This is a genomic window from Streptomyces sp. NPDC034043 (assembly GCF_055575675.1).
Genome location: NZ_JBVISF010000002.1, coordinates 207,735 through 221,982, shown reverse-complemented (window position 1 = coordinate 221,982; position 14,248 = coordinate 207,735). Strand labels below are relative to the sequence as shown.

The 14,248-nt window shown below is 71.4% G+C and carries 3 protein-coding genes; all 3 read right to left on the bottom strand.

Annotated features, from left to right (window positions below):
* Positions 1–2: 2 nt before the first annotated feature.
* Positions 3–1,412, bottom strand: coding sequence for a hypothetical protein (locus ACZ51S_RS05685; RefSeq protein WP_468959838.1), 1,410 nt, complete (start codon positions 1,410–1,412; stop codon positions 3–5).
* Between the two features lie 81 nt (positions 1,413–1,493).
* A complete protein-coding gene (locus tag ACZ51S_RS05680; RefSeq protein WP_468802622.1) occupies positions 1,494–1,916 on the bottom strand; it encodes a hypothetical protein in 423 nt (140 codons plus the stop codon).
* A 103-nt stretch (positions 1,917–2,019) separates the two neighbouring features.
* On the bottom strand, positions 2,020–14,169 hold the full coding sequence (locus ACZ51S_RS05675) for a WXG100-like domain-containing protein (RefSeq protein WP_468959836.1): 12,150 nt from the start codon (positions 14,167–14,169) through the stop codon (positions 2,020–2,022).
* Between the last annotated feature and the right edge of the window lie 79 nt (positions 14,170–14,248).

Sequence of the window (14,248 nt, the reverse complement as noted above, 5' to 3'; positions counted from 1 at the left end):
CTTCAGGAAGCGGTGCACTCGACCCGGGCGGCGTCGCCCGCGTGGTGGGCGTAGGTCTTCTGCGAGCCGGACCAGTCGAGCCCCCGGTCGTGGAGCTTCACCGTCAGCTGGCCGTGGGTGATGGTGACGCTGCCCGCGCTGATCCATCGACCCTGCTGGGAGGTCTGGTTGACGGTGAAGGAGCGCAGGATCGGCTCGTTCCCCGTCGCACCGGCGTGCACGGTGTAGTACGACGGCTTGCCGCCGACCGCCTTGATGTCGCTGTTGCTCGGGATGTGCACCGAGACCTGGCAGGTGCCGGAGGTGACCGAGCCGGTACGGAACGTCCAACGCAGGGAGTTCCCGGCGTCCTTGCTCGCGCTGCCGGACATCGGCAGTGAGTAGAAGCCGCCGTCGCAGCCCGAGCCGGAGTAGCCGCCGGAGCCGTACCGTCGCCAGCCCTCCTTGCCGTCCGTGTACCAGCCGTTGTAGTCGAAACTCGCGCCCGAGCCCGCACAGCCCGGGCCCGCCACGGCCGCGTACTGGTTCTTCGCCGGGGGAGCCGCGGCCTTGCCGGGCGTGCTGACGGCCTCCCGCTCGCTGACGGTCTTCTGCTCCTCGCCGGGAGCCGCGCTGGGCTGGGTTCCGGGGGAATGACTGGAAGTGGGTGTGGAGCCGTCGGCGCCGCTGCCCACGCCCGTCCCGGCGCCGAGGCCGGCGGCGGACTTGGGCAGGGGCATGTTGGCGGTGCCGGGACTGCCTTCCCGTCCGTCGCCCGCGGCTCCCGGTGCGGCGGCACCGGGCAGCGAGGAACCCTTCTCCGGCGCGTCGATCCCCGGTACGAAGCCGTCGGAGCCTCCGTCGGCCTGGCTGTAACCGGCGGGGCGCGGAGGTACGGGAGAGGGCCCCGAGCCGCCGCCGAGCTGCGAGAACAGCAGGGGTACGCCCATCAGGACGACGCCCGAGGTGGCCGCCGCCGCGATCAGCGGCTTCGAAAGGCGTTTGGCGGGGCGGGAGCCGGCGCGAGGGGTCGCGGCGGTGGTCGCCGCCGCGGCGAGGCTCTCCACGTCGGGTGCCGCCTGCTGTTCGCCCTCGCGGCCGCTGGCCGGCGTGTCCTGCCCGGCGGCCTCGGCCTCGCCGTCGGGGGCGGCGGTTCCGGAGGAACCGGGGGTGGTGGCCCCGGTGCGGTCGGGGAGGGCCTGGGTGGCGCCGCCGACGGTGACGCCGGCGGTCTCCGGCTCGGAGACCGCCTCCGGCCCGGTGCGGGCGGGGGCGGTCCCCGGATCGGACCGGGCTCCTGTGTGCGCCGCGCCGGGCCCCGGCTCCGGCGCCGTGGCGCCCCCGGCCGGCTCTTCGCCCGCCGCCTGCCAGGCGACCGTCGGCAGGCTGATGGCCGATGCGGTCCGTGCGGTCCGCGCTTCGTCGTTGTCCACCCATGACTCCCCTCGGTCTTCGCGGACCCTCCGCGACAAGTACGAACGGTCCGGTGGTGTCCCGCGGTTCACCGGGCCCGGTCAGCTCAGGGGGAGGATCTGCGTCCCCTCCGGCGCCGGGGTCAGAACGAAGGCGGCGGCGCGCTCGACGACGTCCTGGCCGAGGGGGCCCGGGGCCGCGTAGCCGGGGCTGTCCAGGTGCGCGAGCAGTCCCGGTTCGGGAGCGAGCGCGTACTGCTCCAGGTAGTACGTGACGGTGTCCGTCCACACCCACTGCCCGTCCGTACGGAAGTTGACCGGCACCTCCGCGACCCGGGTGGGGTCCAGCACGTCGTCCGTCAGAACCGGTGTCATCAGTACGGGCGTCCCGGCGTTCAGCCGCTCCACCAGCAGGGCGCGGAGCTCCGGGTCCTCGATCACCGGGTGGTCCACGGCGAAACCCGGCCCAGTCTCCGGACCGGCGTGGTCGAAGACGGAGGCGAGCTGGAACTCCGGGTCGGTCATGGCGAGGTCCTGTCTTGGGATCGGGGCGGCCCGGCGGCCGCACGCCCCCGGAGGAACGTACGGAACACCGGACACGGTTCAGCTCCCGTGCGGCCCGGTCCGGTCAGAACGACCAGTCCACGGTCGGCAGCGTGAGGACGGCCCCCGTACCGAAGTGCACGTACCAGTCGTCGTCCGGGGACCCGTACCCCTCCCCGGCTGCGGCGGCGAACGCGCGCACCGCCTCGGCTCGTGCCGAGGCACCGGGGTCGCCCCCTTCCTCCCGTGCGCGCCACAGGTCGGCCAGCGCACGCGCCAGCACGGTCGGCCCGTTCATGCGCTCGGGGTCGGACCGCTCCAACTCGGACGCGATCGCATTCAGCCGACTGCCGTAGTGCGCGAGGTTGGCCTCCACGGCGCGCAGCATGTCGGCGTCCCGCTGACCGGCCCGTGCACCGTCCCGCAGGGTGAGGTGGTGGCCCTGGGGATCACCCGCCAGCACCGGGGTCACGGAGCCGGCGGCGGGGGCGCCCTGGACAGTGAACCGGTGCAGGGTGTGCTCCACGCCGTCGCGCGTGAAGCGGACATACGACTCGGGGTCGACGGCCAGCCGTATCCCGCCGGTGGCGGCCGGGTCGGTTCGCGCCTCCTGGACGGCGTCCGGCGTGGCGTAGAACTCCCTGACCGGGCCCCCGTGGTCCGGCAGCGCGAACCGGTGGTCCGCGGACACCTGGAGGGCGGGCCGCTGAACCGACTCGACGGGGCGCACCGGCCGGTACAGGGGGAAGGACGCGGCGTCGCCGGATGTGCCGTTGAGGGCGCGCGCGATGGGATCGGCTTCGTCCGCGACGACCTCCACGCGCGTCTCGCCGGCCCAGGTGTGCCATGTCGTTCCGCCCGCTTCGTAGTCGTCGAGGCGGTAGGGGGCGGACGGCGGGGCCTGCGGATCCTGGTCCGTGAGAGGTGTGGGCGTTCTGAACGGCACGGAGTCGGGGAGGTTCCCGGCACCGTCGTCCTGGGCGATGAGGTACCCGTCGGGGGCGGGGACCGTCTCGGGAACGGCGTCCGGTGGCAGTTGGCCGTCGGGCGGCATGTGCGCGCCGAGGACCGTGGCCTCGACCACGGCGTCCTCGCCCACCGGGAGGGTGAGGCGGACCCAGTGGTCGGGCTCGACGCGCGGCCTGCCGTCCGCGTCCCAGACGACCTTCCGCGCGACGGTCGTGTGACCGGGGCCCGTGACGTCGGTGGCGAACGGGCCGGTCACCCGGGGCACGAACCACAGGGCGGACCGGGGCGCGTAGGCGGTCAGGGGCAGGTCGGGCCGCAGCTCCCGGAGCGCGCGCAGGGTGCCGGCGGCGTACGAACGCTCCAGTTCACCGCCGGCACCGCAGGCGGCGAACTGCAGTGGCTTGGCCGTGTCCCAGACACCGTCGTCGGCGAGCCGGGACAGCACGGCGCCGAGTTCGCCGGCGGTGACCCGCTGCCCGCGCCAGGTGGGCGCCCCGTCGGACCCCACGACATGGCTCGCGAGCGTGAAGAACCGCTCGTCACGCGGGAACCGCCCGATGGCACTGCGCACCCGCTCCGCCTCGGCGGGGGCGGTGGCGGGGTCGATGAGGTGGCGGGTGTCGTTCTCCTGCCGTGACCGCGTGAGGGCCACGACGAGCTCGTCGACCCGGTCGGCGGAGTTCTGGAGGGAGGCGGGGGCCGGGGCGGGGGCGGCGTGCGGGGACGCCGGGGAGCCGTGGCCCCCGGCGCCCCCGAAGCCCAGAGCGCCGAACATGTCCTCGTCGTCCTCATCGCTCTCCTGCGCGACGGGCTCCGGTTGTTCCTGCCGCGCGTTGTACGTGTCACCCAGCCTTCCGGCCTCGGTACGCAGGCGCGATGTCCCGATCTCCTCGAAGTGCCTCTTCGCGGTGGCGTTGTCGGCGAACATCGCGGCCAGCTCGCGGTATTTCGTCTCGTACCCGAACCTTTCGTTTCCGTCGGTCTTGTCGACGAGCAGGAACCTGCGGTACGCCGGGAAATCACCGTCCGCCGGATCCACGGACACAGGTTCTCCGGCCAGCTTCGGGCCGCGTCCCGGCGTGGACCCTCCGCCGTCGTCAGGACTGTTCGAGGGCGGTTCGAAGTACTTGTTGAAGGAAGGCTTTCCGGCCCTGCGTTCGCCTTCGTCGTGGTAAACGCTGTAGCTCGTATAGGAGGAGAGGTCGGCCTGGTAGTACTGGTGGAACTCGTGGAACAGCTGCCGGACGGCCTTCAGTTCCGTGTCCCCCAGGTCCACGAGACGACGCCTGGCTCCCTCCGTCGTCATCACCGGCTTCCCGGTGAGTTTGAGGGCTGCCTCGGCGATCCACTGGAACGTGTCCTTGTGGTCGGTCTTTCCGCGGTAGTAGAAGCCCAGCGGGTCGGAGTCGACCATCAGCAGAGAGGCCTTGAACGCGAAACGGACCTCTTCCTCTTCCATGTCGCCCCAGAGGTGCCGGTAGCGGCTCATGAGCTCGACGGCGCCACGGTGCTCGGGTTCGTTGTCGTGTACGTCCTTCCCGTCGCCGTACATCGCCTTCGAGTTCAGCTTCTCGATGTCGTGGAAGAAGATCGCCTTGACGACGGCGTCCACGGGTACCAGGCGCGCGGCTCCTTCCCGCTCGTCGGCTACGAGCTTCAGGTACTGGCCCGCCACCATCTGCGCGTGCTGGTAGAACGTGTACTCCTCGTTCGCGGCGCAGAACACCTCGTAACGGCGGTTGAGCTCGGGGAACTCCTCCTTCAGGAGGTCGAGCATGCGGAACACCGGCTGGTTCTCCCGCCGGAGTGCGGTCAGCTCCGTACCCACCCGGATCTGCCGGGCGACCTCTCCGGCCCGCTCCTGGCGCATGGCGGCGAAGTCGTGCGCCACGGGTGTCGCCGTGACGTTGAGGTCCGCGGCGGCCGCCTTGTCCTGGCGCGCCAGTTCGAGGGCGATGGCCGCGTGCGTGGCCCAGACCAGCACCGTCTCGTGCATGAGACGGCCGACGGACGCCGGTCCGTACCGTGCCGCCCACTCAGCGGGCGCGGGGTTGACGACGTCGAGGAGATCCTCGTGCTTCGCCAGGAACTTCTCCAGTTCCCTCTCGCGGCCGGTATACGGGATGTCATCGTCCTGGAGGGCGTGCTGAACCCGGTCGACGGGCTTCTGGTTGAGTTGCTCCCATGTCACGTAGTGCTGGCGCAGTTTCCTGGATATCCAGTTGAGCTTGGATTCGCTGTTCTGATGGGTCTTGCCCTTGACGTAGGTGTCGAGCGTATCCGCGACCTTCTCGGAGGCGATCCAGGGGTTGTACTCGGCGCTCAGCTCACGGCTCTCGGAGTCGGGAATGCCGAGCCGGTCGCGCAGTTCGTTCACGTGCAGGTGTTCACCGTGCTTCTGGAAGGTGTGGCCGGGAAGGTCCTCGTCCTCGCTCAGGTGGTTCTTCGGGCCGTCGTAGTAGGTGATGAGGGAGTTCGGCAGAATGTTCTCGCGGAGCAAGGTGAGATCCGTCCCGCGGATTCCGAACTGGTTGCGGTCCGCCGAGTGGTCGACGTTGGTGGTCTTCCTGTCCGTGGAACCCTCTGGCGAGTCCAGGTGTACGGCGGCGCCAGTGATCCGGTGGTAGATGTCCTGGGGGACCAGGTAGGAGCGAATGAGCGGCTCCTTGCCCTCGCCGTGCTCCGCCCTGTACTTCATGCCCCAGGCGACGGCCCGTGCGGGAGTGCCGATGCTCGTCCACATGGTGGTGTCGCCCTGGCCGGTGCACAGGAGAACCTGTCCCGTCGCGGGGTCCTGCTGGACGTCCTTGTGGTTCTCGGCCGATGTGGCCCGTCCCCGCACACCCGGGGTGATCTCCAGAGCGACCTCCTCGACCACGGCGGTGTAGAAGCGCACGTACGGAGCGCCGTCGACCACCTCGACCTCCACCTCACCGCGGTGGACGTAGTGGTTCGTCTCGAACGCGTACCGCTTGTTGCTCCAGCGAGGCTTCGGGTCCGTGGGACGGCTCGGCCCCGGATAGCTCATGCCGGGGACGCCGATGGCCGGGGTGTTCCGGTCGGCCGGCCGCGACGGGCCCCGCTCGGAGCCCACGGCCGCCTGCGGGTCAACCTCGCGGATCTTCACCAGGGACCGGCCGTTCGCCGCCCGTGTCACCGACTTCACCTCGTAGTGCGAGCCGGGCGTGAAGACGATCCGGTCCCCGCCGAGGACCTTGCGCGCGTCCCACGCGACCAGCGGCTGGACCTCGAAGAGCACGTTGTCCCCCGGGCGGGACTCGTGACCCCGCCTGGTCGTCCAGCCGGGCACGGAGGGCACCAGATCACTCAGCGGACGTGCCGTACGAGCGTCCGCCAGCTCCCGGAGTCCGGCCAGCCGGTCGGCAGGGATCCGGGCACCGGACTGCACCGGGTGCCGGTAGGGCTTGACGATCTCGTGGATCTCGGCGATCGCCTTCGCCACCTGCTGGTCCGGCTCTTGTGCCAGGTCACGCAGAACCCCGTCGCCCTTGGCGTGACCGATGACCAGCGCCAGTCGCGAGACGTCGATGTCGACTCCGACGAGCTGCTGGAGTGCCCGCGCCTCCTCGTAGTAAGCCGTCAGTGTCCGTACGTCGCTGGAGACGGTGCCCCGGCGCCGCGACTCCGCCTGCGACGCGCCGCTCGGCGTGAGGGCCTCCTTCACCGACAGACCGCGCGGCCGACGGTCGAAGTCGACCTTGTCCACCAGCCTCTGAGCGGCGTCCGGCCCGCCCGCCGCGTTCTCGATGCTTCTGGTGAGCGCGTCGACGATGCCGTTCACGCGCTCGGTGGCGGCTTGCGCCGCCTTGGCGGGGATCCGGTTGTTGCCTCCTGCGGTCACGGTGATCGTGAGCTTCCCCTCGCGGGGCGGCTGCCGGCGCTCCAGCTCGGGGAGCAGCCGCGCGGCGAAGTCGTCGAGCTGCCCTCGCTGGTCCTCGCCGAGGCTCTTGCCCCCCTCGGGGAACCGCAGGGTCAGCGTTCTGGGTGTGGAGGGCTCGCCGCCGGGCCCGAAGAGCACGGTCAGCGACGCGTCGTCCTCCTCACCGACGTCACCGAACCGCACCGCGCCGGGATGCTCGAGGGTGCCCTCACCGGCGTCGCGCACGGCGTGGTCCGGGGCCCCGTCATGGTGGGTGGAGGTGCTTTCGGCGGTGTGGTCGTCCGTACCGAGGTCGGTGTAGCGGTGCCAGCTCGCGTCGTCACCGCTGACGGTGATCTTGCCCTCGGCGGTGACGCCGACGTGGCGCGCCGTGACGAGCGTGCCCCCCGGCACGGACCAGACCGGGGCGTCGGCGGCGAGCGCGGTGAGGGAGTCGGGCCCCGCACCCCCCTGGGCACGGTGCTTCCACAGGCCGCTCATCACCTCCCTGACGGTCGCGTCATGGAGGGCCGCCAGACCACAACCGGTGAACTGGATCTCGGTGACGCCGTCGAGCCTGCCGTCGTCGTGGGCGTCGATGAGTGCGGTGAGTACGAGGTCGGCACGGGGCGCACCGTCGTCGCCGGTGTGCATGCCGACGACGAACCGGTTCGGCTGCGGGCGAAGGGCGGCGAGCGCCCGGGCCTGGGCAGGACTCAGCCCACCGACGGCGATACCGGAGGGGATGCCGCGCACGGGCTGCCTGCGGATGAACTCACCCATGCCCGCGCTCAGTTCGTCCACCACGATGGACGTGTCGCGCCCCCAGAACTCCGGGGCGTGGCCGTCCTCCCCCAACAGCGCGGGCGGGTAGCCCTGGTCCACCAGGAGGCGCGGGACCAGGATCCGTACGTCGGCGGTGATTCCCGTACCCGGTGACGACGCCGGAAGGTCCGCGAAACCCTGGAGCGTCTTGACGAGATCGACGAGTGCCGTCAGCCGCACCCGGTCGCCCGGATCCGTGGACAGCACGTCGTAGTAGCGGTCGAAGGCGGTGTCGAGGCCGTCCCGGACGGGGTCGGGGGCGGGGAGGGATTCGGAGTCGGCGTCGTCCGGGTCGAGAAGGTAGAACCGCTCCATGATCGAGGTGAGCTCGTCCCGCACACCGATCTGGTCGTCCGGTCCGGCGTCGTCCGGCTGCTCGATGCGGCGCCGCAGCTCCAGGTAGGAGTCGGCGTGCAACCGCCGCCAGTCACCGATGCCGGTTCCCTCGCCGAGCGCCTCCCGCATCAGTCGGGCCGTACGGTCGTTCAGCCCGGGAGTCCCGGCCAGCAGCACGGCCAGGTCGCTGTCGTCGAGCGTGCGCGCATTGCGCGGCGAGGGCTGCAGGGGGGCGTCGGCCCGGTCCCGTGGGTCCACCAGCACCGTCTCACCGGCTTCGAGCCCTAGGGCGACCTCGTCCGGGAACCTCCCGCCGGGCATGGCCGACCGGAGCGACGCCTCGGGCAGTGGCGCGAGCGACCGGAACCTGCTCCAGTCGTCGGTGTACCCGAGCACGTCGGTGTGGTCCTCCCCGGACAGGACGTCCTTCTCGAAGGCGTCGGCCGCCGTCATGATCTCGTGGAAGGTGTGGTGGCCGATCGGAAGCATGTCCGCGAGCAGGGCCGACCGCACCAGTTGGTAGTCGACCGGCACCTCCCACTTCGTGGCCATGGCGTGGACGAACGCCAGGGTGAAGTACGTGGTGTTGGACGTACCGGCGCTCATCAGACCGCCGGTTCCCTCCGCCGTCACCTGACTCTCGGTCTTGAGCGCGATCTGGCGGTGGCGCTCGCCGGGCTCCCAGGTCAGCCGGTCACCGTCCAGCGCGTGCGCGCGCTCGCGGTCGCTGAGCGGCGGCACCACCTCGTCCGGCGCGAGCTCGGTCCGCCGGCGCAGCTCCAGAGAGGCGACGAGCGCGTCCCGCTCGGGACCCTCGGGCCGGGTCTGCAGGAGCCGCTGCCGGTCCTGCTCGATGAGCTGCACGACATCGGCGTCCTGCTGGATCCCCGGGCCCCACTCCCGCTCCAGGATCGCGGGCCTCTTCTTGGCCAGGCCCAACGGGCGGGCGAGGTCCGTGCTGTGAACCGCGGTGACGAGCAGGTGCATCCGCTCGCGGATGTTCCCCTTCTCGACGACCTGCCGCAGGGTCTCCGTATTGGTGCCGACGGAGCCGCTTCCGCTGCCCCCCGGACTGCCCAGCTTGTGGCGGTCCTCGGGGGCAGTCTTGTCCCAGAGGACCTCGACCAGCTTGCGCACCTGCTTCTGGACGTCCGGCAACTGGGCGAGGTACTCGCCCAGGGGACGCTCGGCGGCGCGCGAGGCCTCCGCGTACGCGATGCGGGTCGCCGCCCGGACGATCGCATGGTGCTCGGTGCGGTCCGGGTTGGCGTGCAGCGCCTGCCCGACGCGCGTCAGCACGGTCAGGGGCAGCGGCCGCGCCCCACTGGCGTACGGGCTGTCCGGGGTGTGCAGGCCCTGCTGGAACCGCTGGATCGCGTCGACCTGGTCGGCCGGACCGGTGACGGTGACGGCGGCCAGATGGTCCTTGCCGACCAGCAGCCGCCCGTCGCCCGTGTCGACGGCGCGCCCGGGGGGGATCCGCACCGCCAGCCAGTGCGTCGTGTTCGGCGGGAGTTCCCTGGTGAGCGTGGCGTACGGCTCGTCCCGGGTGCGCAAGTGCCGGTCCGCGAGGCCCACCAGCCGGACCGGGGCGTCCGGCAGCTCCAGATAGGCGGTGGTGTCCTCCCGCGTACGTGTGCCGAGGGCGTCCAGCTCCGCCCGCCAGTCCTTCGGACCGTCCGCCTCGTCCTCGTTCCCGCCGCGCGCCGATCCGTCCCGCGTCACGTCGCCCTGTCCGGCAGCGGGCCCGTCGGCGGTCGTGGACGCGCCGGTACCGGTCGGCGGGACATCGCCTCCGGCCCGTCGGCCCGTGGTCGTGTCCTGGCCGTCGCCGGGGTTCGGGTCGCCCGTCCGCGCGGCGTCGCCGGCCCGGCCGTCCGCGGGTGCGACCGACCGGGACCACTCGCGGCTCGACGCCACGGTGGCCATGGCCACGTCGGTCGCGAACTGCCGGAGTCGCGTGGCCTTCGCGGAAGGAATCCTGGGTTTCTTCCACGCGTTCTCGCCATGGAGCTTGCCCGGCAGAGGCACCGGGGTGATGCCGAGGTCCAGGAGCATGCGCGGAACCACGAAGCGGGTGTGGGCGGTGAGCGCGCTCTGCGTGGACGTCGTGAGCCCGGTGACCTGGTGGAGCGCCAGGACCGCGTCGGCGACGACTTCGAGCTGCTTCATGCGCCCGGTCGACGCGGCCAGGTCCGTCTCGTACTTCGCGAAGACGGCGTCGAGCTGGGACCGCGCGCCCTGCTCGGGCGGCTTCTGTTCGGTCCCTTCGATCCGGCCGAGCAGGGCCAGGTAGACATCGGCGTTGAGCGTGTGCCAGGCGCTGCCCGGGGTGTGTGCTCCGTCCAGGAGGTCGCGGAGTACGCCCGTCATGTTCTCGTCGGGGTCGGCCAGCAACCCCGGCAAGGCGTCCTCGGGCGGCAACGGTGCCGGCGGGGCGGTGGTCGTGTCCGGGACGGGCGAGGGGTGGGGCGTGGCGAGGGGGAGGTCGGCCATGCCGAGGGCCAGCTCGCCCGCGAGCACTCCGAGGACAGGATTCCGCCAGAACTCCGTGGTGCGGGCCTCGGGGGACAACCGCGCCGGGGGGAATCCCTGGTCGAGGAGCAGGCGCTGGACCAGGATCTCGGTGACCGGGGTGAGCGACCCGTCCGCTGTGTCCCCCTGGAGCCCCTTGAGCAGGCCGGCGATGGCTTCCAGGCGGCCCCGGTCGTCTCCGGCGGAGGAGACATCGGTGCCGTAGTTGTCGAACGCTTCCGTGATGTCGTCGTCGGACAAGCCGGCCCTGTCGGAGTCCGGCACCCGGGCCAGCAGCTTCCGGTACGCGTCCGCGTTCATCGTGTGCCAGTCGCCGCCCGGGTCCTGCCCGCGGTCCGCCACCTCTTCGAGCACGCCCGACCAGCGGAGATCGGACAACAGCAGTCCCCAGTGCTCCTGCGGAAGGTGCTGTGACAGGGGGCCCGCGGTCGCCCCGCCGCTTCCGAACGTGACGATCGCCCCGCTGCCCGGCATGAGGGGGACGCGCAGGTCATCGGCGCGGGTGGTGGTGAGATCGGGGGTGTGGTCGGGCGCGCCGGAGTCGGCGTACTCGTACCAGGCGGCGTCGTCGCGGCGGACGGACAGTTTGCCGTCAGGGGCGACGGAGATGTCGGCGGCGGTGACGAGACGGCCGCCGGGGACGTACCAGACGGGGGCGTTGGCGGCGACGGCCTTGAGGGGGCCCGGAGGCGGCACGTCGCCGGCGCGGTGCTTCCACAGGCCGCTCATGACGGTCTTGACGGTGGCTTCGTGGACGGGTGAGGCGAGGTTGCAGGCGGTGAACTGGATCTCGGTGATGCCGTCGAGGTTGCCGCGGTCGTGGGCGTCGGTGAGGGCCTTGAGGACGGTCGCGGGGTCGTGGGGGGTGTGGGGGTCGGTGTGCATGCCGACGACGAAGACGCCGGGGCGCTTGGGCAGGGCGTGGAGGGCGGTGTTCTGGGCGGGGGTGAGGGCGCCGACGGAGACGCCGGAGGGGATGTCCCGTACGGGGCCGTGGGGCGGGGTGGCGCCGTTGTCGTCGTCGCCGACCGTGGGCGTGGGGCCGGCGTCGCCGACGACTGCCGGATGCTGCGCGGCGGCGTCGCCGGCGGGCGTGCCGGCGTCCTCGACGTCGAAGAGGAGGTAGTCGAGTCCTTCGGCGGCAGCCTTGTCCGCGTCGGCTTGGAGCGGGTGGGGCTTGGCGCCGGGCACTCCGGCGCGGGCCTCCGTCGAGTCCTCGGCGGCCTTCGGCACGGGTGCGGCGAACTGGTCGCCACTGCTCTGGGTCACGGTGTGAGCCGTCGGCCGGTCCTGGTCCGTCGGCCGGTCCTCATCCGTCCGGTTCGAGGTCCGGCCCTCCGCGTCGTCGCCCAGCAGGGAGGAGAGGTCGGATGAGACGGTGGCCCGGGAAGGCGCGGAGACCGTCTCCGTGTCCGGGCCCTCCTCCTTGCCGCCGTCCTTCGTCGTGCCCCCGTCCGTGGACGTGTCGCCGTCGGATTCGGTCCGGAACAGCGGGTCATCGGCGATCTCGTCGGCGAACGACGGCCCGAGGTCGACGTCCAGCGGCTTGGCAGCGCCGTCACCGTCGCTCTCGACCTTGACGTCCGGCTGATGGGGGGCGTCCGCGAAGAAGGGGGTGCCGGTGAAGGGGTTGGAGAAGACCCACTTCACCATGTCCTTCATATCGCGCGCGAAGTTCGGGTCCGGTGTGTCCGACGTGGGGCGGGGCACCGGCCACGGTGCCGAGCTGCCCGTCATGTTCGCCACGAAGGAGGCGATGTTCAGGGGATGCAGCAGTCCGAAGTACTTGTTGTCGTCGGTGTTCTCGGCGTACTGGTGGCTCAGGATCCAGTTCTGGTACTTGATCATGACCGGCTCGAACATGCGGTGCAGGCCGTGGCTCAGCGCGCCCATGGCCACGCCGGCGGCGAACGGACCGGCGGTGACCTTGAACGTACCGTCCCCGAAGAACAGGTTGTAGAACCCCTCGCTCAGCATCTCGTGCGTGCCCTCGCTGAGGAGCGACGCGACGGCTCCGCCGAGCTGGTACATCGGGCTGCCCTGCAGGGGGTTCTCCTGCTTGAAGATGCGGGCCAGGGCGTTGCTGTGCTCGGAGCGGGCGAACAGGTCCGGCATCGCGTCGGCGAGGTTCTTGAGCGGCGCCAGCTGCCCCAGCTCGCCCATCGCCTTGGTGAGGAGTCCGGGCAGTTCGGCGTGGTCCGCACCGAGGCGGACCCACTTGCGGGCCAGCATCTCGCCGAACTCCCTGCCCGCCGCTTCGGCGCCCTTGTGCGCGAGGTGCTTGGCGAAGACGTCCCCCATCTTGTCGGCGAACGCGTTCGCGATGGTGCCCTCGCCGAACCGCAGGAACCCGGTCTCCAGCTGGCGGGTGACGCCGCCGAGGAGTTCGCCGACGTCCTTGGCGAAGTCCGAGCGCGCTTCCTTGGTGGCGAGCAGACCGTCCAGCGGGTTCTCGGTGTCGCCCGCGGTGCGGCCCGCCGCCGATGAGCCGGAGGACTTGGAGCCGGTCGTCGGTGCGTCTGCGGTAGCGGACTTGCCCGCGCCGGGGACGTCCTTGCCGCCGACGGTCTCCGGCTTGCCCGTGGCCGGAACGTCCTTCGTGCCCACGGCGGGAGCGTCCTTCCCGCCCGTCGTGGGTGCGTTCGGCTTGTCCTTGGCCGCGGCGCCGCCCGGCGCTTCCGGCTTCGCCCGGCCGGGGGCGGTCGCGGTGTCCGGCTTGGGCCGGGTGGCGGGCGGCGGCGTGACCCCTTCGGTGGCGGTCTTCGGTGGCACCGGGGGAGGCGTCACGGTGTCCGTCGTCCGGTTGACCGGCGTGGGCGGCAGCTCCTTGTCCGTCTTGGACGCGGTGTCGTCGAGCTTCGACTTCGGGCCCGCCCCGTCCGTCGGGACGTCCGGCGTCTTGTTCTTCGGGACGTTGCCCAGGCCGTCGTCGGCCTTGTTCAGTACGTCGTCGAGCCGCTTGCTGATGATCGAGCCGGGGGTCCTGCCGCCCAGGAGCCTGCCGAGCAGCTTGCCGCCGTAGTGGAAGACGACCTCCAGCGGGCCGCCGACCAGACCGGTCAGGGCGCCCTGCTTGATGGAGTCGATCAGCGATTCCGTGTTCCAGCTCGTGGTGTGGCCCGCGCCGAGCTGGTAGAGCTGGATCACCGTGTCCTGGAAGATCCCGCCGGCGATGCCGATGAACGTCTGGCTGAGGATGGTCTGGAGCAGCCACCGGAAGAGGTGGTGGATGCCCTCGCGGGTCGCCGCGAACATGGCCGACACGGGGCCCCACACCGAGCCGAAGGTGAACACCGAGAAGAGCGTGGCGAACAGGATCTCGGCCAGCAGCTGCACGAGCTGGAGGATCGCCATGATCTTCGTGTACTCGACCTGGTTGGCGACCTTCAGCGCCACCTCGGACAGCTGACGGGACAGGTCTGCCGTCTGCTCCAGCTGGTTCGCGCCCGCCGTCTGGCCCGTCAGGTCGTTCATGGCCATCAGGAACGAGTTGGCCGCCTCGCCGTCGAAGTCGTTCTTGACGATCGGAATGAGTTCCACGACGTACCCGGACAGCGTCTCCAGGTCCCGCGCGATGGAGCCGTAGTGCTCCGACACCCGCCGCATGAGGTCCTCGTCCGCCTCGGGCCATTCCATGCCCGATACGAAGCCGAGGAAGTCGGCGATCCCTTCCGGCGGATTGATGGCCATGGCGTGGTGGTCCTCTGATCGGGCGGACGGCTGTGCCCGGGGGAACGGGGACAGCCATCCGCACGGTTCAGCAGCGTCC